We start from the raw sequence: 22,890 nt of genomic DNA, 5'->3' as shown, positions 1-22,890 counted from the left end.
TTTCCCAGATGCGGCGCAGTTTCCACCGCACCACCGATCATGGCGGCGGCAGTGGAGAATTCGGGACAAACTACCGCGCCCTTGCGCCATCCTTGAGCTTTGCCGGAGACCTCCCCATGACGCTGCTCTACAAGGCTGATCCCGAACGCGGCCAGGTCTGGCGACGCCTGTTCCAGGAACGCGCGCCCGATATCGAATTTCGCCAGTGGCCGGAGGTGGGCAACGCCGACGAGGTGCGCTACCTGGCCTGCTGGCAACCACCAGAAGACCTCGCCAGCCGCTTTCCCAACCTGGAGGTGCTGTTCGCCACCTCAGCCGGGGTCGATCAGTTCGACCTGAGCCTGCTGCCTGCCGACCTGCCGGTAGTGCGCATGCTTGATCCCGGTATCGTCGCCGGTATGGTGGAGTACGCCACCCTCATGGTGCTGGCCCTGCATCGCCAGCTGCCGCTCTACCTCGAGCAGCAAGGTGCGGGGCGCTGGCAGGAACATGCCCTGGTGACAGCGGAGAACAGACGCGTCGGGGTGCTCGGCCTTGGCCAGATCGGCCAGGCGGTGCTGGAGTGCCTGAAGAGCTTCGGCTTCGCGTTGTCGGGTTGGTCGCGATCGCCCCATGAGCTGCCAGGGGTACGCTGTCATGCCGGTCCCGAGCAGCTGCCGGCGTTTCTCGCCGATTGCGAGATCCTCATCTGCCTGCTGCCCCTGACCCCGGAGACGCGCGGCATTCTCGATGCCGAACTGTTCGCCGCCCTGCCTCGTGGCGCCAGCCTGATCAACCTGGGCCGTGGCGCCCAGCTGGTGGAAGCCGATCTGCTGGCGGCCCTGGATAGCGGTCAGCTGAGCCAGGCGGTGCTGGACGTGGTGGAGCCGGAACCGCCCGCGGCCGACCATCCCTTCTGGCAGCATCCGCGTATCTGGCTGACGCCCCACGTGGGCGCCATGACGGTGCCGGAAACGGCCTTCACGGTCTTGCTGGACAACATCCGCCGCCACCAGCGCGGCGAGCCGCTGCGTGGGCTGGTCGACCGGCAGCGGGGGTATTAGCCGAGGCTCGGGGTGCCCTTAGCCCAAGGCCACTCGCAACCGTCCGAGCAAGGCATCACAGGCTTCCAGCTGGCTGATCTCGACGTACTCATCGGGCTTGTGCGCCTGCTCGATGCTGCCGGGCCCGCAGACCACCACCGGGGTGTCCAGACGATTGGCGAAGAGGCCGCCCTCGGTGCCGAAGGCCACCTTGAGCTGGGCAGTGCCGGGCTCGACCAGGGTCTGCAGGAAGCGCACGGCTTCGACACTGGGATGGGTGTCCAGGCCTGGATAGGCATTGACCGTCTCGATCTCGATGGCAGCCTTGGCTGACGTCTGCCGCGCCTCCCTGACCAGGCGGTCCGCCGTTTCCTGCAGCTTGGCCACCAGGCTGGCGGGATCGTCCGCCGGCAGGTGGCGGATCTCGAAATCCAGGGTGCAGAGATTGGGCACGATATTCAGCGCCTTGCCGCCATCGATCCGGCCGACATGCAGGGTGGTGTAGGGAATGTCGTAGGCCGCGTCACGGGCGCCCTCTTCCGCCAGGCGCCGCTGGCTGGTGCGCAGGGCCGTGACCAGATCGCTGGCCAGGTGGATGGCGTTGACGTGCAGCGGGGCGCGCGAAGAGTGCCCTTCCTGGCCTTGGCAGTGGGCGCGCAACGCCGCCTTTCCTTTGTGGCCAAGGACGACCTGCATGTTCGTGGGTTCGCCGACGATGCAGAGGAAAGGCCGCACCGGAGTCAGCTCCAGCACCTCCAGCAGTCGCCGTACACCGACGCAACCAATCTCCTCGTCGTGGGAGAGCGCCAACTGCAGGGGTCGTTTCAGCGGTTCACCGCGAGCGGCGTCCAGCAGGGCCACCACCGCGCAGGCGACGAAACCCTTCATGTCGCAGGCACCGCGCCCGTAGATCCGGCCGTCCTGCAGGGTGCCGGCGAAGGGTGGCAAGGTCCAGGCCTGGCCTTCCACCGGCACCACATCGGTATGCCCGGACAACAGCACCCCCGGTACGTCGGCAGGCCCCACGCTGGCGTAGAGATTGGCCTTGCGCCCGCTCTCGTCCAGCACCAGCCGGCAGGCGATGCCGGCGGCTTCCAGCAACCCCTGCACATGCCTGATCAGCGCCAGGTTGGAGTCGGCGGAAACGGTGGGGAAGCCGATCAGGGTGCGCAGCAGATCCTGGCTGTTCATCCGGCAAGGCTCTCCCGGCGCGGTTGCGCGAAACGGGCCACGTCGAAAGCCGCCAGGGGGGTGTCGGTATGGCCGGTGGCGATCAGCTCGGCCATGGTGTCCCCTACCCCCGGGCCGAGCTGGAAGCCGGCACCACAGAAACCGAAGGCGTAGTAGAGCCCCGGCACCTGGCTGCTGGGGCCCATGATCGGCAGGTCGTCGGCGATGTAGCCCTCGACCCCGCTCCAAGTACGGATCACGTTGACCCGCCCCAGCGCCGGCGCCAGACGGCGCAGCTGGGTGAGCTGATTGAGCAGGCCGTGGGGTTCGGCGCGGGCCAGACGGGTGTCCAGATCCGGTCGGGTACGGAAGCAGCCGCCAAAGATCACGTTGCCCCGCGGGATCTGGCGGAAATAGATGGTCTCGCTCACCAGCGGCGAAGACACGCCCACCGCTTCCTTGAAGGCATAGGGCAAGGGCTCGGTAACGCCCATCTGCGGCCCGTGGGTCTCGATGGGCACCGGCTCGCCGAACTGGCTCGACAACCGGCTGCCCCAGGCCCCGGCGGTGACCAGCAACCGTGGCGCCTGGTAGCGGCGACCATCGGCGGCCTGCACCAGGAAGTCACCGCCCGGCTTGGTGACCTGGGTGATCTCGACCCCTTCCTGCAGATCGACGCCTTCGCGCATCGCGGCGCGGGCGAACGCCGGCGCGGCCAGGCGCGGATTGGCGTGGCCATCGTGGGGCGCATAGGAGCCGGCCACCACCTCGGGGCCCAGGTAGGGAAACTTTTCGTGCAGGGCCGCGCCTTCGAGCACCCGCAGCTCCAGGGCGGCGGTCTCCGGTGCCCGTGCATACTCATGCAGCATGGCGATGCGCGATGGATCGTAGACCACCCGCAGATGGCCGCCGGGAATGAACTCCAGATCGTCCCCGATAAGCTCCGGTAGCCGCCCCCAGATCCCCCGCGACCGCGTGGCCAGTGCGACCTGACTCAGGTAGCGGCCCTGACGGCGGACATTGCCGAAGTTGGTGCCACTGGCGAAGCGCCCGACCTGGTCACGCTCCAGCAGGAGCACCGACAAGCCCCGGCGCCGCAGGAAAAAGGCGCTGGCGCTGCCCATGATGCCGGCGCCGACGATGATGACGTCGGCCTGGTTGGCGGCATTCTGGCTCATGATGAAACCTCCTCTTCGCTGGTCACGATGCCCAGCGGCAATGGCCGGACCGGCGCCTGGCCACGCAGGCGGCCAACGGTCTCGACCGGCACCCCGGATTCGGCGGCGATGATCTCCGCCCCGGCCTGGGCGCAATAGCGACCCTGGCAGCGACCCATGCCGACGCGGCTGAAGGCCTTGGCGCGATTGGCCTCGCGAGCGCCCTTTTCGCGCACCACGGCGCGCAACTCGCCGGCGGTGATGCCTTCGCAGCGGCAGACCACCGCCGTGTCCGGCAAGCTGGCCATCTGCCTGGCCGGCCAGGGAAAGGCTTCGGCCAGGCCCAGGCGGAAGCGCTCCTGCACCGCCAGCGCCTCGCGGCAGTGCTCGGCGAGCCCCGTGGGCGGCGTGCGGCCGAGATCGGTCAGGACCGCGCAGGCGGCCAGTTGCCCGGCCAGCTCGGCGCCGTCGGCGCCCCGTACCCGCGCCCCATCCCCGGCGGCATAGACGCCGGGCGTGGAGGTGCGGCCGTCGCCGTCCAGTTGCAGTACCCACTGGCCGGTCGCCTGCTCGAATTCGAAGGCGCAACGGGCCAGATCGGCCAGTTGGGTTTCCGGACGCAGGTGGTAGCCCAACCCCACGGCATCGCCGACCACCTCCTGACGCAGGCCGCGGGCATCGGCGAAGGCCACGCCACGCACGCCCTGCTCGGCATCGCCGAGGATCTCCAGCGGGGTGACGCCCAGGTGCAGCGGCACCCCGGCGCGCTTGAGCGAGGCCATGAGCTGCACACCCTTCCAGGCCACCCCCGGGCGGGCCAGCAGCTTGGGCGTCGCCAGGGCACGCAGGCGCAGCGGCGCGGTGTCGAGTACCGCCGCCACCGTGGCGCCGGCCTGCTGGTACTGGGCGGCGACGAGATAGAGCAAGGGCCCGCTGCCCATGAAGATCACCCGGCGGCCGATGGACACCGCCTGGGCCTTGAGGGCGATCTGGGCGCCACCCAGGGTATAGGTGCCGGCCAGATTCCAGCCCGGCACCGGCAGCAGCCGATCGCCGGCACCGGTACAGAGCACCAGGGCGTCGAACTCCAGGGTGCGCTGGCGATTGCCCTGCACCGTGTAGAGGGTGCGCTCGTGCAGGTGCCAGGCCAGGGTGTCCGGGTGATAATCGAGGCGTCCGCGCAAACCATCGAAGGTGCGGTGCAGGTCCTCGGCCTTGGCCGCCTCGCTGCCATAGAGGGTGGCATAGGCGCGCTGGAAGCCCTCGGGCTGACGACGATAGATCTGGCCGCCGTCGCGTCGATTCTCGTCGATCACCACCGGGCTGATGCCGGCGGCCAGCAGGGTCTCGGCGCACCGCACGCCGGCCGGACCGGCGCCGACGATGACCACCCGCGGAGTGCTCTTGCCCGGTTGGGCTAGGCCAGATTCCATATGGCCTCCGGTTGCGCGGTGAGGATCTGCAGTCCTTCGCGGACCTCGGTGCCGCAGGCACGCAGGCGCTCGCCGGCGGCGGTCCACACCCAGCAATCCTGACAGGCGCCCATCAGGCAAAAGCCGGCACGGCGCTCGTCACCGAATTCGGAACGCCGCAGCGCCGGACCGTTGGCGAGCAAGGCGACCATCAGGGTATCGCCGGCCAGGGCCGTGACCGGCAGCCCGTCGACGGTGAGACTGACCTGCGGCCGGCCGGTTTCGGCGAGTCGCTGGAAGCGGGAAGTCATGCGCGAACTCCTTGGGAATGCAGCACGGCGCCGCCCTGCAGCCGCTGCAGGGTCTCGCCATCATGGTGACAGAGGATGCGGTTGCCGCCGGCCAGCGTCAGGGGCCGTGGCGGCACCTGGTCGCAGCGGCCTTCGAGCCGTACCGGGCAGCGCTGCAGGAAGCTGCAGAGCCGACCACTGGCGGGCGGCGACGAGACCAGAGGGACCGCCGTGCGGATGGGTTGCTCTTCCAGCCAGCCCTGGCGCAGCGCCGGTACCGAGGCGGTGAGCAATTCGGTGTAGGGGTGCAGCGGCGGATGCTGCAGGGTGGTCGGGGTGCCCAGTTCCACGGGCTGCCCGGCATAGAGCACCAGTACCTCGTCGCAAAGGCTGCGCACCGTGGAAATGTCGTGGCTGATGAACAGATAGGCCAGCCCCAGCTCACGGCGCAACTCGACGAGCAGGTCGAGAATGGCCGCGCCGACCACGGTATCCAGCGCCGAGGTGACCTCGTCACAGAGGATCAGCTCGGGTTCCGCGGCCAGGGCACGGGCCAGGTTGACCCGCTGCTTCTGGCCACCGGAAAGCTCGCCTGGACGCCGGCTGGCGAGGCTGGCCGGGAGTTGTACCCGGTCGAGCAATTCGCGGACCTTGCGCTGGCGGGTGGCCTTGTCGAAGGCGTGATAGGTCTCCAGCGGGCGCATGAGGATGCGCTCCACACTGTGGGCCGGATTGAGCGCCGTGTCGGCATTCTGGTAGACCAGCTGCACCCGGCGGAATTGCTCGCGGGTGCGACCGTCCAGCCCCGGTGGCAGCAGTTCGCCGCCCAGGCGCACGCTGCCCTGGGCCGGTGGCAGCAAGCCGGCGATGACCCGCGCAAGGGTCGACTTGCCCGAGCCGGATTCGCCGATCACCCCCAGGGCCTGGCCGGCGGCGATGCGCAGATCGATACCCTCCAGCACCCGGTAACGTGGCAGGCCATCGGCGCCGCTGGGGCCATAGCCGGCCACCAGGTCCTTCACTTCCAGTACCGGCGCCGCGGTCTCAACCGTGGGCAGGCCACGGTCTGTCAGGGGCTCCGGCCGGGCCGCCGCCAACAGGCTGCGTGTATAGGGATGGCGGGCGCTGGCCAGCAGCCGTTCGGTGCGGCGGTTCTCATAGACCTCGCCGCCGTTGAGCACCAGGATGCGATCGGCCATCTGCGCCACCACCGCCAGGTCGTGGGAGACGTAGATGGCGGTCACGCCCCGCTCGCGGACCACCTGCTTGAACACCCGCAGCACCTCGATCTGGGTGGTCACGTCCAGCGCCGTGGTGGGTTCGTCGAGGATCACCAGGGTCGGATCGGTGATCAGCGCCATGGCCGCCATCAGCCGCTGCAACTGACCGCCCGAGACCTGGTGCGGATAGCGCTGACCAATGTGCTCGGGATCCGGCAGCGCCAGCTCCCTGAACAGTTGCAGCGCCCGCGCTTCGGCTTCCTGGCGCGTCAGTACACCATGGATCAGGGCGCTCTCGATGATCTGTTCCATCAGGCGCCGCGACGGGTTGAAGGCCGCCGCGGCGCTCTGGGCGATATAGGCCACGGTGCGACCGCGCAGGCGGCGCAGGCCAGCGGCGTCCAGCTCCAGCACCTGGGTATCGCCGACGCGGATCGAGCCGCCGGCCAGTCGGCAACCCTCACGGGCATAGCCGAGCAGCGACAGGGCGATGGTAGTCTTGCCCGAGCCGGACTCGCCGATCAGCGCCAGCACCTCACCCTTGGCCAGGTTGAAGCCGACGTCCTTGACGATGGGGGTTTCGCTGCCGTCGTCGCCCTGGGCGACCACGCGCAGGTCCTTGACCTCTACCAGCAGTTCCATCTCAGCGCCCTCCCCGGCGTCGCGCGCCGAACCGGTCGATGAGCAGGTTGACGCCCACGGTCAGGGTGCCGATGGCCAGCGCCGGCATCAGCACCGCCGGGGCGCCGTCGGCCAGACCGCCGATGTTTTCCCGCACCAGGGAGCCCAGGTCGGCGTTGGGCGGCTGCACGCCAAGACCAAGAAAGCTCATGCCGCTGAGCAGCAACACGATGTAGACGAATCTCAGGCCCAGGTCGGTGAGCAGCGGCAGGCGCATGTTGGGCAGCATCTCGCACAGGGCGATATACAGCCGGCCCTCGCCACGGGTGCGGGCGACCTGGACGTATTCCAGCTCGATGAGATTCATCGCCAGGCTGCGGGCGATCCGATAGCAGCCGGGGGCATAACCCACCACCGCCATGACGATCAGCAAGGGCACCGAGGAGCCAAAAGCCGAGACCATCACCAGCGCCAGCATCTTGCTCGGCAGGGAGATCAGTGCATCGATCAGGCGCGACAGCGGCTCGTCCACCCAGCGCCCGGACAGCGCCGCGAGCAGACCGAGACCGGTGCCGAGCACGCAGGCCAGCACGGCCGCGATCAACGCCAGGCCCACGGTGAAGCGGGCGCCGTCGAGGATACGGCTGAGCACATCACGGCCCAGGTAATCGGTGCCCAGCGGATGGACGGCGCTGTAGCCGGCCAGCACCGCGCTGTCGCCCAGGGCGCCTGGGTCATAGGGCGCGAGCCAGGCGCCGAACACGGCGAGGAATAGCCAGAAGGCCACCAGGATGCCGCCGATGATGCCGGTCAGTGACCAACGCGCGCGGCGACGAGTGCGCGGCGGCGACAGCTGGGCATCGAGCGTCTTGCCGTCCACCGGCAGGACGGACGCGGCACGTACGGGAGTCACGGGTCGGGTCATAGCGTTCTCAGCCTCGGATTGGACAGGATGGCGCAGAGATCCGCCAGGGTCATGAGCACCAGGTAGGCGCAGCAGAACAGCATGGCGCAGGCCTGGATCAGCGGCAGGTCGCGACTGGCGACGCCGTCCACCATCAGCTGGGCGATGCCCGGGTAGTTGAAGATGGTCTCGACGATCACCACCCCTCCCATCAGGTAGGAAAGACTCAGGGCGATGGAATTGGCGATGGGCCCCACGGCGTTGGGCAAGGCATGGCGCAGCACGGCGCGCACCGGACCGACGCCCTTGAGCCGGGCCATCTCCACATAGGGACTCTGCAGCTGCTCCACCAGGGCGGCGCGGGTCATGCGCGCCATCTGCGCCACGATCACGCAGCACAGGGTGCCCACCGGCAAGGCGTAGGCACGCAGGAAGTCCAGGGGGCCGGCGATGTCGTGGGCGAAGGTCAGCGCGGAGGTCCACTGCAGGCGCACGGCGAAAACCAGCACCGCGAGGGTCGCCACCAGGAATTCCGGTACCGCGACGATGCCCAGGGTGAAGACGTTGAGCGCCCGGTCCAGCCGCCCGCCGGCGTTCATCGCCGAGGCGATGCCCAGGCCGAGCGCCAGGGGCACCGACACCAGGGCGGTGACGCCGGCCAGCATCAGCGAGCCGCCCAGCCGGTCACCGATCATCGTGGCGATGGGCATCTGGCTGGCCAGGGACTGGCCGAGATCGCCGTGCAGCAGGCCGCTCAGCCAGTGGAAGTAGCGCAGCAGCGCCGGCTGGTCGAGGCCCATCTGGGCGCGCAGCGCCGCGACCTGCTCGGGCAGCGCGAACTGGCCCAGGGCCTGCTGCGCGGCATCGCCCGGCAACAGCGCCGAGACGAAGAACACCAGCAACGAGACGATGAGCAGGGTCAGCAACCCGCCCCCGAGGCGTCTGGCGATGAGGGAAAACACGGAAAGATCCAAAGCCACCTCCTGCTTGAGCGTGGAGTGGCGAGTCCTGTCCCTGCGGACCGACTCGCCGTCAGGCACCGGGCGTCAGGCCTCCAGCCAGACGTGTTCGGCGAACATGTAGCCCATGAAGCCCCCGATAGGGATGATTCCGTAGCCGCCGAGCTTGGGCGAATGGGCATCGATGGAACTGGTGAAGATCGGCAAGCCGATGCCGGCGTGCTGGTGGATCAGCAACTGCATGTCGGCGTACATCTGCTTGCGCTTGGCCAGGTCGGTCTCGCTACGGGAGGCCACCAGCAACTGGTCGAATTGCTCGTTCTTCCAGCCCGATTCGTTCCAGGGTGCATCGGACTTGAAGAACTGCGATAGCAGGATGTTGGCGGTAGGTCGGGCGTTGATGTTGCCGAAACCCAGGGGATCCTTCATCCAGTGGTTGTCCCAGTAGCCGTCGGCACTGACCCGGTTGACCATCAGGTTGAGCCCGGCCTGGCGTGCCGATTGCTGCAGCACCAGGGCCATCTCGTTGGCGTTGTCGGCGGCGGTGGAGGTCACCAGCGGCATCCGCGCACCGGCGATCCCGGCTTTCTGGAAGAGGAACTTGGCCTTGTCCGGATCATAGGGCCGTTGCGGCAGGTCCGCGGCGTGATAGGGAGTGCCGGGCATGATCGGCTGGTCGTTGCCGATGGTGCCGTAGCCCAGGAACACCGACTTGAGAATCTGCTCGCGATCGAACAGCAGCTTCATCCCCTCGACCACATTGGGATCGTTGAACGGCCGATTAGGGATGCGCATGATCAGATCGGTGTAGCCACCCGAGGTGTTGGCCACGATCTTGAGTTTGCCGCTCTGCTTGAGGCGGTCGGCGGAGCGCGGATCCACCGAGACGGTCAGCTGGACGTCACCGGCCAGCAGCGCATTGACCCGCGAGGGTTCGTCGCCGATGCCGATCAGCTCGATCTCGTCCAGATAGGGCTTGCCGGACTTCCAGTAGTTTTCGTTGCGCGTGCCGACGGTGCGCACCCCCGGCTTGAATTCCTTGACCTTGAAGGGGCCGGTGCCGTTGGCGGTGGAGAAGTCCTTGGTGCCATCGGCGATGATCAGGAACGGCGAGATGGCCAGTACGGCGGGCAACTCGGAATTCGGCGACACCAGGCGGATACGCACCTCGTCGGATGACACCGCGGTGATCTCGGCGAACTGGTCGGCCAGCGCCTTGACCTTGGAGCCCACCGCCGGGTCCTTGTGGCGCAGCAGCGAGTAGACGACGTCGGCGCTGTCGAAGGTCTTGCCGTTATGGAACTGCACGCCCTGGCGCAGCTTGATCGTCCAGGTCAGGGCGTCCTGGGTGTCGAAGCTGGTGGCCAGGGCCATCTGCGGCTCCAGATGGCTGTCGAACACGGTCAGGCCGTTGTAGAAGAAATAGTGGCGCGCGTAGTCACCGGAAAAGGCGCCACGGGCCGGGTCGAGGGTATCGGCGGTGGACGAACCCGCCGCCGCGGCGCGCACCCGACCGCCGCGACGCGGGGTGCCGGTGACCGCATCTTCTGCCGCGAAGGCCTGACCATCACGGCCGAGCAGACTGCCCACGCCGGTCGCCAGCAGCCCGGCGGCGCCGAGCAGGCGGAGCGCATCGCGCCGCGACACACCCCGCTGCAGGGCCTCGAAGGCACGCACGCTTTCAGCAGCACCTATCAGGGGACTTCCAGTCTTTTTCTCGGTCATGTCGGCTCGCTCGTTGGGGGCTCTGTCACCAGCGCCGCGATCCCCTCCCCGGGCCTGCGGCACTGTCCTCGTGGCCGCCGTGTCGCACGGCCTGGTTCATTACAGCACCGGCCCTTCGTCGAATACGGTCGAATTGAGCAGGCGACGAGACAGAAAAGACCGTTTTGGCCAAGCCGCTCAGCATTGTTTGCGGTGTGCGTCGCCACAGCGCAACGGGGCTGCCCATGCCCGGGTTTGGCGCGCTGCCAGCCGTCTCGCTGGCCAGCGGAGCGGCGTTTCCGACCAGGTACAAGATGCGAACGCCGACCCTCGCAGCAGCTTTCACGCCGGCCACCTGCCTGGCACAGGGGAAAATGCCAAACCGCCCGTTGGCCTGCAGAAACGACAAAACCGCCCGCCTTGACGCTGCGGTTGGTTGGCAGGTCCGGGCGCGCGGTTCGTTGCTCAGGATCTAGGTTCTGTACGAAAAGTCGACGAGCGAAGGTCAGGCGAGGCGAAAAAGGCTGAGGAAGCGGAGTTTACGAGCAGTAAATGAGCATTCCGACCGGCTGGCGATCCAGGCCTTTTTCAACGAAGCATCACCGAGCGCAGGCACTTTTCGTACAGAACCTAGTGCAGGCGATCCTGGACCCGGTAATACAACCCCACCAGCGGCAGGAACCAGGGCTTGCCGAAGTGGCCGGGGATGGCCGGCCAGTCCAGCACCCGCCAGGGGTTGGACTGGCTGCGCCCTTCCAGCACCTCGGCCATCACCCGGCCCATGTGCACCGCCATCTGCACGCCGTGGCCGCTGTAGCCCATGGCATAGAACAGGCCGTCCTGCTCGCCGGCGCGGGGCAGGCGGTCGGCGGTCATGTCCACCAGCCCGCCCCAGCAATAGTCGATGGGCGTCTGGGCCAGGCTGGGAAACAGCTGCCCCAGGGCGGCGCGCAACACGGCGCCGCTCTTGGCGTCCTGGCGTGGATCGGACAGGGCGAAACGCGCCCGACCGCCAAAGATCAACCGGTGGTCCGGGGTGGTGCGGAAATAGTTGCCGATGATGCGGCTGGTAACATAGGTGCGGCGGTTGGGCAGCAGCTCGTCCAGCTGCGCCTTGGGCAGCGGCGCGGTGGCGATGATGAAGCTGCCTACCGAGGCGATGCGCCGCCGAAACCACTGGAAGGGGCCGACCCGGGCATTGCCCGTCGCCACCAGCACCTGGCGGGCGCGCAGCTCGCCCTTGGCGCTGATCACGCGAAAGCTGCCATCGGGCAGCCGCTGCAGATCGCTGACCGCTGCGCCTTCGTAGACCTGGGCGCCACGCCGGACCGCCGCCTCCGCCAGGCCCACACCAAACCGCCCCATGTGCATCTGGGCGCCATTGCGCTGTAGCAGACCACCGTGGAAACCATCGGAGGCCACCTCGATCCGCACCTGGGCGGCGTTGAGCAGCTCCACGTCCGGGTCCACCTCCCGGCGGATCAGCTCGCAGGTACGTGCCAGGTTGTCATAGTGCTGCGGCTTGGCCGCCAACTTGAGTTTGCCGGCCTTGTGAAAATCGCAGCCGATGCCCTCCTCGGCGATCACTGCCTCCACGCTGGCCACCGCATCGGCATAGGCCTGGTAGAAGGCCCGCGCGCGCTCGGCACCCAGGCTGGCGTGCAGGGCCGCGTAGTCCTGGGCGACCCCGGTGTTGCAGTGCCCGCCGTTGCGCCCGGAGGCTTCGCCGATCACCCGACCGGCCTCCAGCACGGCCACGCTGGCACCGCGCCGGCGCAGGGCCACCGCCGCGGAGAGCCCGGTGAAGCCGCCGCCGATGACGGCGACATCCACCTCGCCCACCACCGGCCCCGGGGTGGCCCCAGTAAAGCCCGGCGCGGTCGCCAGCCAGTAGGAATCGGACGATGCTGGGCCAAGACTCATGGGCGGGCGCTCCGGCAGCTCAGGGTGTTATTCGAGACCGACCACGGCGGCCAGGCCGCCGATGTCCTTGATCTCGGTGTTGCGGTAGAACGGCGTGCTCGGCTCGTGGCCGCGATTCACGAACACCTTGTTCTGGATGTTCATGTAGTCGGCCGGGATGAGGTCGTAGCGGAAGCTCGACGACACATGCAGCACGTCTTCCGGACCGCAGCCGAGGTTGTCCAGCATGTATTCGAAGGCCTGCAGGCGCGGCTTGTAGGCCTGGCCCTGCTCGGCGGTGAAGACGCGGTGGAAGGGCACGCCCAGCTTGTCGACGTTGGACATGATCTGCTCGTCGGCGGCGTTGGAATAGATCACCAGCGGGATCTTGTCGGCGATCTTGGCCAGGCCCGCGGTCACGTCGGGATGCGGGCCCCAGCTCGGCACCGCCTCATAGTAGGCATTGGCCTCGGCGTCGGTGAAGGAGATGCCCCAGCGCTTGCAGGTGCGCTCCACTGCCGCGTACAGCACCTCCGAATAGGGCTTCCAGGCGCCAAGCACCTCGTCGAAGCGATAGCCGTTGAAATCCTTACAGAACTGGTCCATCGCCTCAGCTGGAATGCGGTCGGCGAACATCTCGCGGGCCATGTCGGACATGCGGAAACGGGTCAGGGTACCGTAGCAGTCGAAGGTGATGTACTTGGGCCGAAAGGCGGTCATGGCAAGGGTCCTTTGACGAGGGTCGGGAGTGAAGGCCGGGACATTGTTGGCGTCCCTGGCACGCATTACAGCATCGGTGGGCCTGACAGTTGTCCGCTTTCAGGCGACGTGGGAGATAGAAAAAACCGTTTTACCGGTAGGAGCCAGCATTGTTTGCGGCCTTCTCAGGAATGCTCCAGATCGATCAGCACACTCTTGCTACGCAAGGTCGCCTCATAGGCGGCGCGACCCAGGTCCTTGCCGATGCCGGAACGCTTGTAGCCACCGGTGGGGATGATCCAGTCGTGGCTGCGGCCATAGCGATTGACCCAGACGGTGCCGGCTTCCAGGGCGCGGGTCAGGCGCAGCGCTCGGCCGAGGTCGGCAGTGTGCACCCCGGCGGCCAGGCCATAGGTGGGGTGATCGGCCAGGGCCAGGGCCTCGGCTTCGTCGTCGAACACCTGCACGGTCAGCACCGGACCGAAGATCTCTTCGCCCACGGCGGGATTGTCCGCGCCGACCCCGGTGATCAACGTCGGCTGATAGTAGGCGCCGCCCAGCCCCTCCTCCAAGGCGCCGCCAACCAGGATCTCTGCGCCGGCCGCCTGGCTGCGGGTGACGATGTCCTGGATACGTTGGCCCTGGCGCTGGGAAATGATCGGCGACAGCGTCGCTGCTGCCGACCAGGTAGGCCCGGGACGCAAGTCGACGAAGGCCGCGCGGATGCCTTCCAGCATCGGCTCCAGGGCGGCGCGCTGCACCAGCAGCCGCGAACCCGACACGCAGACCTGGCCGGCATTGCCGGTGATGGCCGCTGCCACGCTGCGGGCGGTCCGTGCCAGATCCGGCGCATCAGCGAACACCAGCTGCGGACTCTTGCCGCCCAGCTCCAGGGTCACCGGCTTGGGGCCGCTCTCGGCGCAGGCGGTCATGATGGCGGTGCCGGTACCCGTGGAGCCGGTGAAAGTGACCTTGCCGATGCGCGGATGCCGGCACAGGGCATCGCCGGTCACCCGGCCATCGCCCTGAACCACGCTGAGGATGCCGGCGGGCAGCCCGGCCAGCGTGGCCAGCTCAGCCAGGCGCAGGATGGAAAAGGGCGTCAGCTCCGACGGCTTGATCACCACCGCATTGCCGGCCGCGAGCGCCGGCGCGATCTTCCAGCCGGCCATGCTCAGCGGAAAATTCCACGGGGCGATGGCGCCCACCACGCCATAGGGCTCGGTGATCTGTAGGCCCAGGTGACTGGTGGCGGTGGCCGCCACCTCGCCGCCGTGCTTGTCGGCAAATTCGGCGAAGAAGCGGATGCCCTCGGCCACATAGGGGATGTCCCAGGCCAGCACCTCGCGCAGCGGACGGGTCGAGCCCACGGCTTCCAGCGGACCGAGCACCGCGCCATCGGCCTCCACCAGATCGGCCCAGCGGCGCATCACCCGCGCCCGTTCCCGGGGCGGACGGCTGGCCCAGTCACTGGCCTTCCAGGCGCGCCAGGTGCCTTCCACCACCTCATCTACCAGATCCGCCGAGGCGCACGGCAGCCCGCTCTGGAAGCCGCCATCGGAGGGCCGGAACACCTCCAGCTCGGCACGGGCATCGCGGCTGCGGCCGCCGATGAAATGGGCACAACGAACCGCAACTTCTCTGGGGTCGAACGAGGCCATGGCGCGCTCCGCTAGGGCTGTGGGCTTGGCCCCATGCTAGGCCGGCGGACCGCCATCTTTTGCCGATCTGGCCCGGACCTTCGGCGCCTCACGCCGCTGCACCCGGCCATCGGCAACCGAATCTGCCGTCGCGTCTTGCTAGGCTGACGTCTGCATCAGCCAGACCCGAACCGGAGCCCTGCCGTGTCCCACGCCACCCTGAGACCCCTGCGCGAAACCGACCTCGCTACCGCCTACCGCCTGTCCCAGGCGCTGCACTGGCCTCATCGGCCGGAAGACTGGCAATGCCTGTTCCATACCGGCGAAGGCCTGGCGCTGGAGGACGACCAGGGCGTGTTCGGGACCGGCTTCTGCGTCCCCCAGGGCGATTACGCCACCATCGGCCTGGTGATCGTCGCCGACAGTCACCAGGGCCAGGGCCACGGCCGCCGCCTCATGGACGGCCTGATCGGCCTGGCGGGCACCCGCACGCCGTTGCTGGTCGCCACCCTGCGCGGCGCCCCGCTCTATCGCAGCCAGGGCTTCGTCTCCTACGAGCGTATCTATCAGCACCAGATCGCGACGCTGCCGGCCATGGACGACCAGCGCCACCCGCTGGAAAGCCAGGTTCAGGAGCTGACGCTGGCCGCAGCTCCCCAGCTGCAGCGCCTCGCCCAGGCCGCTACCGGCCTGGACCGCACCACCTTGCTTCAGGAACTGCTGCCACAGGCCGAGCGCATTGTCGGCCTGGAACGTGGCGGCCAGCTGCGCGGCTTCGCCTTGTTGCGTCCTTACGGTCGCGGGTTGTCGGTCGGTCCGGTGATCGCCGAATCCGCCGACCAGGCCAGGGCGCTGATCCTCGCCCTGCTGCGCCACGCCGAAGGGCGCTATGTGCGCTTCGACGTGACGGCTCGTAGCGGCCTCAATCCCTGGCTCAGCGAGCTGGGCATCCCCCAGGTCGACGAGGTCGAGCAGATGGCCAGGGGCGAGGCGCCGGTATCCCGCGATGGCCTGGATCAGTTCGCGCTGCTGACCCAGGCGCTGGGTTGATCCGCGCAAATCGAGCCGGGCTCAAGCACGCGCCGACAAGCCACGCCGCCAGCGCAGCAGCCGTGCTTCCAGCAGGGCCAGCACCGCATTGAGCGCCAAGCCCACCACTGCCAGCAGCAGGATGCCGGCGTACATGCTGGGGATCTGGAACACCTCCTGGGAGTTGAGGGTGAGAAAGCCCAGCCCCGAGTGGGCGCCGATCATCTCGGCGGCCACCAGCGCGGTGATGGAATAGGCACCGGCCAGGCGGATGCCGGTGAAGATCGACGGCGCCGCCGCCGGCAGCACCACCTTGAGAAAGAGGAAGCGCCGGTTGGCCCCCATGGACAGCGCCGAATTCACCAGCAGCGCATCCACCTGCTTCACGCCGCTGATGGTGCTCAGCAGGATCGGCCAGAAGGACGCCCAGAAGATGATGGCGATCTTCGAGGCCTCGCCGATGCCCAGGAACAGGATGAACACCGGGAACAGCGCCAGGGCGCTGGTCTGGCGGAACAGTTGCAGCAGTGGATCGAGCAGCCGTTCAAGGCGGATGAACCAGCCCATCAGCAGGCCCAGGAGCACCCCTGCGCCTATGGCCAGCAGCAGGCCGGCCAGCGAGCGTAGCAGGCTGGCGCCGAGGTGCCGCGCCAGGCTGCCATCGCGCGCCAGGTCGAGGATGCTCTGCAGCACCACCGAGGGCGGACTCAGGTAGCCGGGGTTGACCAGGCCCAGCCGCGGCAAGGCCTCCCAGAGCGACAGGAACAGCAGGATGCCGAGGCTGCCGTCGAGCAGCCGACGGGAATGGCGTATCAGCTTCATGCGCCTACCTCCTGGCGTCGCGGTGCCGCTGACGGCACGGGTGCAGGCGCCCCGCGCAGGGCTTCCCAGGCCTGTTGGCGCAAGGCCGCGAAGGCCGGGGTGTTGCGCACCTCGGCCGCCCGCGGACGCGGCAGGTCGATGTCGAGCAAGCGGTGGACCCGCCCCGGGCGGGGCGTCATCACCGCGACCCGGTCGGCGAGGAAGATCGCCTCGTCGAGACTGTGGGTGATGAAGACGATGGTCTTGCGTTGCCCGTCCCAGATGCGCAGCAACTCGTCCTGCAGATGCTCGCGGGTCTGGGCGTCCAGCGCGGCGAAGGGCTCGTCCATCAACAGCACGTCCGGCACATAGGCCAGGGCGCGGGCGATGGCCACCCGCTGGCGCATGCCGCCGGAGAGTTCGTGGGGATAGCGAGCGCCCTGCCCCTCCAGCCCTACCAGCGCCAGATACTCCCGCGCCGTCGCGAGCCGCTCGCGACGCCCCACCCCGCGAATCTCCAGACCGATGGCGATGTTGTCCAGCACCGAGCGCCACGGCAGCAGCGCATAGCCCTGGAATACCACGCCCTGATGCGGATTGATGCCTTGCAACGGTCGGCCGTCGATGGTCAGCTCACCCGCGCTCTTCTGCGCCAGACCGGCGAGAATGTTGAGGAAGGTGGACTTGCCGCAGCCGGAAGGCCCCAGCACCGCCAGGAATTCGCCCTGGCGCACCTCCAGGTCGAAGTCCTGCAACACCGGTACCCGCTCCTGGGCGCCGCTTTCGCTAAGGCCGTCATAGGCCAGCGCCAGGCCCCGGGCGACGATCTTGGCGCTCATCAGACGGTACCCCGGACAAAGGGATTGAAGGCATTGGTGTAGACGTCCTTGACCTGCACCGCGCCGGGCTTGAGCTTGCCTTCGTGTTCGAGGATGTCGATGTAGTACTGGATCGGCGGCTCGGTGATAACCAGATCGTCGACGTAGGCGAAGCGCTCGACCAGTTCCAGCTTCATGCCCAGGCGCTCGGCGGTGATCTTGCGGGCGTCGTCGGGATGCCCGTTGACCCAGTTGGCCGCCTTGGCCAGCGCCTGGACCACGTCCCGCGCAGCCTCGGGATGGTCGCGCAGAAAGCGGCCATGGGCGCTGTAGGGCGCCATGCCGCCCAACCCCTCGTCCAGGTCGAAATCGCTCCACAGCTTGCGCAGGGCGGGATTGTGCTCGGCGCTGCCGGAGGTGGGCGGATGGATGATCGCCAGATCGATGTTGCCGGTGGCGAGCGTCTGTTCGGCCTGGACGTCCGGGACCACCACCCATTTGATGCGATCGACGTCCACGCCTTGCTGGCGCAGGTATTTCTTGGTGACGAACTCGGCGCAGGCGCCGAAGCTGTTGAAGCCCACCGTCTTGCCTTGGGCGTGCGAATACCCGAGTCGTCGCGCACGAAGTACTTCATGTGCGGCGCTTCCTGCAACGTCTTGCCCCCGGCGGCCACCACCTTGAGGTCGAGGCCGCTGGCGATGGCGGAGATCACCAGCGGCACCATGCGCGTGCCCAGGTCCAGCTCGCCGGTGCCGACCAGCGGGATGATCTGCGGCGCGGCGACCTTGCCGACGTATTGGGGACGCACCCGGGTACCCTCGAAGTAGCCCAGGGAGTCGGCGACGTAGACCAGATCGAAGGTAGGGTTGTCGGGGTAGCGGAAAGGGACCACCTGATCCGAGCGCTGGCCGATCACTGCCGGTGCGCCGGCCTGGGTACCGGGTTTGTCGTCGCAGCCGAACAGGCTGGTACCCAGGGCACCCAGGGCGGTTACGGTGGTTAGCTGTCGAATGAAGCGGCGTCGGTTGAGTGGCTCGAGATCCATTGGGGCTCCTGTCCTGGTTGTCAGCTCGTACGAACGGCTAGGCATGCTGCCCCAGGGTGGCGGACGACTCCAAAGACCCAGATTCTTTATGAATAGATCGAATGGTTAGACCCCATAATCTTTCACTCTAACCATATTCTTTCCGCTATCGCCCAGGTAGGAAGCGCTGGTGCAGCTGCCGCGCCAGCACGTTCAGGCAGGCCGATCAGCAGCACCAGGGCCATCAGCTCGCCATAGGCCAGGCGGTCGCGGGTGTCGAGGATGTAGTAGCCCAGACCGGTGCTGACGCCGAGCATCTCGCAGGGCACCAGCACGATCTAGAGGATGCCGATGGCCAGGCGCACGCCGGTCAGCACCTGGCCCAGCACGCCGGGCAGGATTACCCGCCGCAGGATTTCCCAGCGGGTAGCGCTCAGGCTGTGGGCCAATGACGCCGCAAGCGGGACACATGCGAGTGACGGGCGCCCCTCAAGCGCAGCCCTCCTGCTAGCGCCACTCGCACCCCGCCACGCGATTGCAGCTGGTGCGGGCGCGGTCGCCCTGGGAGGTGGAGAAGCGGCTGATGACGTTCCAGCCCAGCTGGCGGGTACGACCCAGCCAAAGGTTGCCGTCGCTGGTCAGGCCGCTGAAGAACTGCAGCCGCCCCAGTCGGGTGCTGGTCTGGGACCAGGAGAGGCCCGAGACCGGATCGTAGCCGCGCATCAGGGTATCGTTGCCCTGCACCGCCACCCCATACCAGCCGCCCTGCCTGTCCTGGCAGCGCAGCACGAAGGCGCTGCGCACGCAGGTGTTGGCCGGCTTGAGACTGGGAATGGCCGCCTGGGCGGAACACAGCGGCAGCAACAGCGCGGCGGACAGCAGGCAGCTACGCAGAATCAGGGACGAGGTCATTGCGGTAATTGGTCGAGAGCGGGACGCCCAGCATGAGGTAAATCCCGCCACCCTGCCAGCCATGAACGAAGGCTCTGGCTTCAGCCTTTCGCCGTCCGCCAGAGCCGGCCAATGTCGCGCGCGGTGCGTTCCAGCAGCACCTCGGCCTGGGCCAGGGCTTCTTCCAGGCTGAGCGGTCCCGGCACCAGGCTGAAGGCGGCGGCGAGGCCCTGGTCATAGAGGGCGTCGTACCCCTCGCCCAGGGAGCCGGCCACCGCCACCACCGGCACGCCGTGACGCCTGGCCAGGCGCAGCACGCCCGCTGGGGTCTTGCCTCTCAGGGTCTGGCCGTCCAGCCGCCCTTCCCCGGTCAGCGCCAGGTCGGCGCCCATCAGCGCGTGCTCCAGACCCACCAATTCCGCCACCACCTCGATGCCGGGTTGGAAGGTCGCCCGGAGAAAGGCCAGCGCCGCGAAACCCACCCCTCCGGCAGCGCCGGCACCGGGCTGCGCGCGGACATCGCGGCCCAGGGTCGCGGCGGTGACCGTGGCGAAATGCGCCAGTGCGCCATCGAGCTCCAGCACCTGTTCAGGCGAGGCACCCTTTTGCGGTCCGAAGATGTGGCTGGCGCCCTGGGGACCGCAGAGGGGATTGTCGACGTCGGCGGCGATGACCACCTCCACCTCGGCCAGGCGTGGATGCAGCTGGCTCACGTCGAGGCGAGCCAGGTTGGCCAGGGCCGCACCGCCCGGCGCCAGCGCCTGGCCCCGCTGATCCAGCAGCCGTACCCCCAGGGCCTGGAGCAGGCCTGCCCCGCCGTCATTGGTGGCGCTGCCGCCGATGGCCAGCACCAGGCGCTCGGCGCCGGCGTCCAGTGCGGCGTGCAGGAGCTCGCCGGTCCCCCGCGAGGTGGCCACCCGCACATCGCGACGCGCCTTGGGCACCAGTTCCAGACCGCTGGCGCTGGCCATCTCGACGAAGGCGGTGCGCTGCTCGGCCAGCCAACCCCAGCGGGCGGTCACGGGCTCGCCGAGGGGACCGGTCACCTGCGTCTGGCGCACCTCGCCACCGGTCGCGGCCAGCACGGCATCCAGGGTGCCCTCACCGCCATCGCCCAGCGGGCATTCGATGAGTTCGGCCTCCGGTAGCGCGTGGCGCAGGCCGCGGGCCAGGGCACGGGCGACCCCGGCGGCGGACAGGCTTTCCTTGAAGGAATCAGGGGCGATGACGATCTTCATGGGGCCGATTCTCCGTTGTTATGTGCCGAGTGTTCCGCGGATCGCTCAGCACAACAATAGGACAATTGCCCACCATCGACAGGTCAAGATCGTGAATTTGCCCAGTGCTGATCCAGCATCAGCAGGGCGCAATAGAGTTCGGCAGCCTCGGTGAAGCGCCGCGGATCCCGCCCGGTCAGCCTCTGGATCCGGTCGAGTCGATGGCGCAGGCCGTTGCGATGCAGCCCCAGCGCCTCGGCACAGGCCTGAGGGCTGGCGTCCTGGGCGAACCAGTTGCGCAGGGTCGCCAGCAACTGGCCATCCCGGTCGGCTTGGCGCAAGCGCTGCAGCGGCTCCAGCAGCCAGGTAGCGGGCAAGCACTCAGCCTGCCCCTGTAGCCAGGTGGGCAAGGCCAGGTCGTCCAGGGCCACCCGCACAAGGTCAGGTCGCAGCCGCCTGGCCACCGCCAGCAGATCCACGGCCCGCTGGGTCGTCTCGGCCAGGCCGGTCCAGGGTCGCGGCGCAGGGATCCAGGCGCTGCGCCCCAGTGACCAGCCCTGCCCCGGCAGTTCCTCCAGCAGCGCCTCTGGCGCCTTCGCTCCGGGTCGATACCAGAGCCATTGCCCCTCCTCCCGTGGCAGGCACCAACTGTGGGTTACCCGCTGCTGCGCCCAGTCGCCAAAACCCGGTGCTGGCGCGGTGAACTCCAGCAGTAGCACGTCTCGTGGCAGCGCCGGCTGCAGGCCGAGCAGATTGGCGTGGCGACCCAATTCGGGCGCCGCACCAGGTGCGAGCAACTGACGCAGCAAGGGTACGGTCATGCAGGTAGTCGCAGGCGCCTGCCCAGTGGCCTGTTCGATCAGCATTTCCGCGGTCAGGCGCAGGAGTTCGGCGGGCAGCCGCAGCTGCTCGGCGTCAGCCCCGGTCACGCCGAGAACGCCGACCAGCTCGCCCTGGCGATACAGCGGCAGGTTGATACCGGGCTGGGCACCCGCCAGCCGGGCGGCGGCAGTGGCATCCAGCGCCAGCGCGCGGCCTTCGGCGATGACCTGGCGCGCCCCGGCATGGCGGGTGAACAATCGCGCCGGATCACCCGAGCCGATGATCAGCCCGGACGCATCCATGACATTGACGTTGCCGGGCAGGATCCGCATGGCGCGTTCGACGATTTCCTGCGCCAGGGTCTGGCTCAGTTCCATGGCCACCTCTGTAGTTTGGGCGCGCCTTCGCGACGCGCCGTCACCTTAGAGGCGTCGCCTGCCGCCGAGCAAGCCGCCAGACGACCGGGCGCCGTTACTCCGAGGTGCTCAGCACGCCGCGGCGTACCTGGTCGCGCTCGATGGATTCGAACAGCGCCTTGAAGTTGCCCTCGCCGAAACCGGTGTCGCCCTTGCGCTGGATGAATTCGAAGAACACCGGACCCAGCAGGGTCTGGGAGAAGATCTGCAGCAATAGCCGGCGCTCGCCACCCTCGGCACTGCCATCGAGCAGGATGCCGCGGGATTTCAGCGCGTCCACCGGCTCGCCATGATTCGGCAAGCGACCTTCGAGCATCTCGTAGTAGGTCTCCGGGGGCGCGGTCATGAAGCGGGTGCCATAGGCCTTGAGGCGATCCCAGGTGGCGATCAGGTCATCGGTGAGAAAGGCCACGTGCTGGATGCCCTCACCGTTGAACTGCATGAGGAATTCCTCGATCTGCCCGGCGCCGCGGGAGGATTCCTCGTTGAGCGGGATACGCACCAGACCATCCGGCGCGGTCATGGCCTTGGAGGTGAGGCCGGTGTATTCGCCCTTGATGTCGAAGTAGCGCAACTCGCGGAAGTTGAACAGTCGCTCGTAGAAGTCGGCCCAGTAGGCCATGCGTCCGCGATAGACGTTATGGGTCAGGTGGTCGATCACCTTGAGCCCGGCGCCGAAGGGCTTGCGCTCCACCCCCTCCAGAAAGACGAAGTCGATGTCGTAGATGGAGCTGCCCTCCTCGAAGCGATCGATGAGGTACAGAGGCGCGCCGCCGATACCCTTGATCGCCGGCAGGCGCAATTCCATCGGCCCGGTGGGCATGTCCACCGCCTGGGCGCCCAGTTCCAACGCCTTGGCATAGGCGTGGTGGGAGTCGCGGCAGCGAAAGGCCATGCCGCACACGGACGGGCCGTGCTCCACGGCGAAATAGGCCGCATGGCCGGTCTTCTCGCGATTGACGATGGCATTGATGTCGCCCTGGCGGAACAGCACCACATCCTTGGATCGGTGGTTGGCGACGTGGCTGAAGCCGAGACTCTCCAGCACGGGCTCGATGACATTGGGAGTGGGCGAGGCGAATTCGATGAACTCGAAACCCATGAGGCCCATGGGATTTTCAAACAGATCGGCCATGATTGGCTCCTTGACGGGTGACGTGCGGACGTTG

General features: G+C 68.0%; 19 protein-coding genes and 2 pseudogenes. 2 read left to right on the top strand and 19 right to left on the bottom strand.

Features of this window, described 5'->3' with window-relative positions; translation table 11 throughout:
- The first annotated feature begins 116 nt into the window (after window positions 1-116).
- Window positions 117-1,043: a 2-hydroxyacid dehydrogenase gene (locus AX284_RS06095; RefSeq protein WP_068384102.1), complete on the top strand. Its 927-nt coding sequence runs from the start codon at window positions 117-119 to the stop codon at window positions 1,041-1,043.
- A gap of 18 nt (window positions 1,044-1,061) precedes the next feature.
- Here the strand turns inward: AX284_RS06095 and argE are convergent, their stop codons facing one another.
- From argE to AX284_RS06040, 11 genes are all read right to left on the bottom strand, one after another.
- A complete protein-coding gene (argE, locus tag AX284_RS06090; protein WP_068384100.1) occupies window positions 1,062-2,213 on the bottom strand; it encodes an acetylornithine deacetylase in 1,152 nt (383 codons plus the stop codon).
- Complete coding sequence (locus AX284_RS06085; RefSeq protein WP_068384098.1) at window positions 2,210-3,370, bottom strand: NAD(P)/FAD-dependent oxidoreductase; 1,161 nt, start codon at window positions 3,368-3,370, stop codon at window positions 2,210-2,212. Before AX284_RS06085 ends, argE begins: the two co-directional genes overlap by 4 nt.
- Window positions 3,367-4,782, bottom strand: coding sequence for an FAD/NAD(P)-dependent oxidoreductase (locus AX284_RS06080; RefSeq protein ID WP_068384096.1), 1,416 nt, complete (start codon window positions 4,780-4,782; stop codon window positions 3,367-3,369). Before AX284_RS06080 ends, AX284_RS06085 begins: the two co-directional genes overlap by 4 nt.
- A complete protein-coding gene (locus tag AX284_RS06075) occupies window positions 4,767-5,072 on the bottom strand; it encodes a (2Fe-2S)-binding protein (protein ID WP_017639902.1) in 306 nt (101 codons plus the stop codon). Before AX284_RS06075 ends, AX284_RS06080 begins: the two co-directional genes overlap by 16 nt.
- The gene (locus AX284_RS06070; RefSeq protein WP_068384094.1) at window positions 5,069-6,913 is read right to left on the bottom strand and encodes an ABC transporter ATP-binding protein; all 1,845 of its coding nucleotides are present in this window, start codon (window positions 6,911-6,913) and stop codon (window positions 5,069-5,071) included. The genes AX284_RS06075 and AX284_RS06070 overlap by 4 nt, the downstream gene beginning before the upstream one ends.
- 1 nt (window position 6,914) lies before the next feature.
- Entirely contained in the window at window positions 6,915-7,817 is a 903-nt protein-coding gene (locus tag AX284_RS06065; RefSeq protein WP_068384093.1) for an ABC transporter permease, read from the bottom strand.
- The gene (locus tag AX284_RS06060; RefSeq protein WP_068384091.1) at window positions 7,814-8,770 is read right to left on the bottom strand and encodes an ABC transporter permease; all 957 of its coding nucleotides are present in this window, start codon (window positions 8,768-8,770) and stop codon (window positions 7,814-7,816) included. Before AX284_RS06060 ends, AX284_RS06065 begins: the two co-directional genes overlap by 4 nt.
- A 72-nt stretch (window positions 8,771-8,842) precedes the next feature.
- A complete protein-coding gene (locus tag AX284_RS06055) occupies window positions 8,843-10,480 on the bottom strand; it encodes an ABC transporter substrate-binding protein (protein ID WP_068384089.1) in 1,638 nt (545 codons plus the stop codon).
- Between the two features lie 609 nt (window positions 10,481-11,089).
- A complete protein-coding gene (locus tag AX284_RS06050) occupies window positions 11,090-12,382 on the bottom strand; it encodes an NAD(P)/FAD-dependent oxidoreductase (protein ID WP_068384087.1) in 1,293 nt (430 codons plus the stop codon).
- A 27-nt stretch (window positions 12,383-12,409) separates the two neighbouring features.
- The gene (locus AX284_RS06045) at window positions 12,410-13,081 is read right to left on the bottom strand and encodes a haloacid dehalogenase type II (protein WP_064308769.1); all 672 of its coding nucleotides are present in this window, start codon (window positions 13,079-13,081) and stop codon (window positions 12,410-12,412) included.
- A 164-nt stretch (window positions 13,082-13,245) separates the two neighbouring features.
- Entirely contained in the window at window positions 13,246-14,721 is a 1,476-nt protein-coding gene (locus AX284_RS06040) for an aldehyde dehydrogenase family protein (RefSeq protein WP_068384084.1), read from the bottom strand.
- Window positions 14,722-14,904: 183 nt separating this feature from the next.
- Here AX284_RS06040 and AX284_RS06035 point away from each other — a divergent pair, with 183 nt between their 5' ends.
- Complete coding sequence (locus tag AX284_RS06035) at window positions 14,905-15,750, top strand: GNAT family N-acetyltransferase (protein WP_068384082.1); 846 nt, start codon at window positions 14,905-14,907, stop codon at window positions 15,748-15,750.
- A gap of 21 nt (window positions 15,751-15,771) precedes the next feature.
- Here AX284_RS06035 and AX284_RS06030 read toward each other — a convergent pair whose 3' ends face one another.
- The 8 genes and pseudogenes from AX284_RS06030 to hppD all read right to left on the bottom strand — a co-directional run bounded on the left by AX284_RS06030 (window position 15,772) and on the right by hppD (window position 22,856).
- The gene (locus AX284_RS06030; RefSeq protein ID WP_064308771.1) at window positions 15,772-16,551 is read right to left on the bottom strand and encodes an ABC transporter permease; all 780 of its coding nucleotides are present in this window, start codon (window positions 16,549-16,551) and stop codon (window positions 15,772-15,774) included.
- Window positions 16,548-17,369: an ABC transporter ATP-binding protein gene (locus tag AX284_RS06025; protein ID WP_068384080.1), complete on the bottom strand. Its 822-nt coding sequence runs from the start codon at window positions 17,367-17,369 to the stop codon at window positions 16,548-16,550. Before AX284_RS06025 ends, AX284_RS06030 begins: the two co-directional genes overlap by 4 nt.
- Window positions 17,369-18,396, bottom strand: a pseudogene (locus AX284_RS06020) (ABC transporter substrate-binding protein). The gene AX284_RS06025 and the pseudogene AX284_RS06020 overlap by 1 nt, the downstream one beginning before the upstream one ends.
- Before the next feature lie 145 nt (window positions 18,397-18,541).
- A pseudogene (locus tag AX284_RS06015) lies at window positions 18,542-18,824 on the bottom strand (ABC transporter permease); the annotation flags it as partial.
- 58 nt (window positions 18,825-18,882) lie between these two features.
- Window positions 18,883-19,287 (bottom strand): hypothetical protein, encoded by a 405-nt coding sequence (locus tag AX284_RS06010; protein ID WP_068384078.1) that lies wholly within the window; start codon window positions 19,285-19,287, stop codon window positions 18,883-18,885.
- 80 nt (window positions 19,288-19,367) lie between these two features.
- Entirely contained in the window at window positions 19,368-20,504 is a 1,137-nt protein-coding gene (locus AX284_RS06005) for a glycerate kinase (protein WP_068384076.1), read from the bottom strand.
- Window positions 20,505-20,587: 83 nt separating this feature from the next.
- The gene (locus AX284_RS06000; protein ID WP_068384074.1) at window positions 20,588-21,682 is read right to left on the bottom strand and encodes a CdaR family transcriptional regulator; all 1,095 of its coding nucleotides are present in this window, start codon (window positions 21,680-21,682) and stop codon (window positions 20,588-20,590) included.
- 94 nt (window positions 21,683-21,776) lie between these two features.
- The gene (gene hppD / locus AX284_RS05995; RefSeq protein WP_017639920.1) at window positions 21,777-22,856 is read right to left on the bottom strand and encodes a 4-hydroxyphenylpyruvate dioxygenase; all 1,080 of its coding nucleotides are present in this window, start codon (window positions 22,854-22,856) and stop codon (window positions 21,777-21,779) included.
- Between the last annotated feature and the right edge of the window lie 34 nt (window positions 22,857-22,890).

The organism is Pseudomonas sp. HUK17 (assembly GCF_001566765.1).
The sequence above is the reverse complement of the archived record's forward strand: the minus strand, read 5'-3'. Positions and strand labels throughout refer to the sequence as shown.

Coding starts and splice junctions, on each gene's coding strand:
- AX284_RS06095 (WP_068384102.1), top strand. CDS start 117: ATGACGCTGCTCTACAAGGCTGATCCCGAACGCGGCCAGGTCTGGCGA.
- argE (WP_068384100.1), bottom strand. CDS start 2,213: ATGAACAGCCAGGATCTGCTGCGCACCCTGATCGGCTTCCCCACCGTT.
- AX284_RS06085 (WP_068384098.1), bottom strand. CDS start 3,370: ATGAGCCAGAATGCCGCCAACCAGGCCGACGTCATCATCGTCGGCGCC.
- AX284_RS06080 (WP_068384096.1), bottom strand. CDS start 4,782: ATGGAATCTGGCCTAGCCCAACCGGGCAAGAGCACTCCGCGGGTGGTC.
- AX284_RS06075 (WP_017639902.1), bottom strand. CDS start 5,072: ATGACTTCCCGCTTCCAGCGACTCGCCGAAACCGGCCGGCCGCAGGTC.
- AX284_RS06070 (WP_068384094.1), bottom strand. CDS start 6,913: ATGGAACTGCTGGTAGAGGTCAAGGACCTGCGCGTGGTCGCCCAGGGC.
- AX284_RS06065 (WP_068384093.1), bottom strand. CDS start 7,817: ATGACCCGACCCGTGACTCCCGTACGTGCCGCGTCCGTCCTGCCGGTG.
- AX284_RS06055 (WP_068384089.1), bottom strand. CDS start 10,480: ATGACCGAGAAAAAGACTGGAAGTCCCCTGATAGGTGCTGCTGAAAGC.
- AX284_RS06050 (WP_068384087.1), bottom strand. CDS start 12,382: ATGAGTCTTGGCCCAGCATCGTCCGATTCCTACTGGCTGGCGACCGCG.
- AX284_RS06045 (WP_064308769.1), bottom strand. CDS start 13,081: ATGACCGCCTTTCGGCCCAAGTACATCACCTTCGACTGCTACGGTACC.
- AX284_RS06040 (WP_068384084.1), bottom strand. CDS start 14,721: ATGGCCTCGTTCGACCCCAGAGAAGTTGCGGTTCGTTGTGCCCATTTC.
- AX284_RS06030 (WP_064308771.1), bottom strand. CDS start 16,551: ATGAAGCTGATACGCCATTCCCGTCGGCTGCTCGACGGCAGCCTCGGC.
- AX284_RS06025 (WP_068384080.1), bottom strand. CDS start 17,369: ATGAGCGCCAAGATCGTCGCCCGGGGCCTGGCGCTGGCCTATGACGGC.
- AX284_RS06010 (WP_068384078.1), bottom strand. CDS start 19,287: ATGACCTCGTCCCTGATTCTGCGTAGCTGCCTGCTGTCCGCCGCGCTG.
- AX284_RS06005 (WP_068384076.1), bottom strand. CDS start 20,504: ATGAAGATCGTCATCGCCCCTGATTCCTTCAAGGAAAGCCTGTCCGCC.
- AX284_RS06000 (WP_068384074.1), bottom strand. CDS start 21,682: ATGGAACTGAGCCAGACCCTGGCGCAGGAAATCGTCGAACGCGCCATG.
- hppD (WP_017639920.1), bottom strand. CDS start 22,856: ATGGCCGATCTGTTTGAAAATCCCATGGGCCTCATGGGTTTCGAGTTC.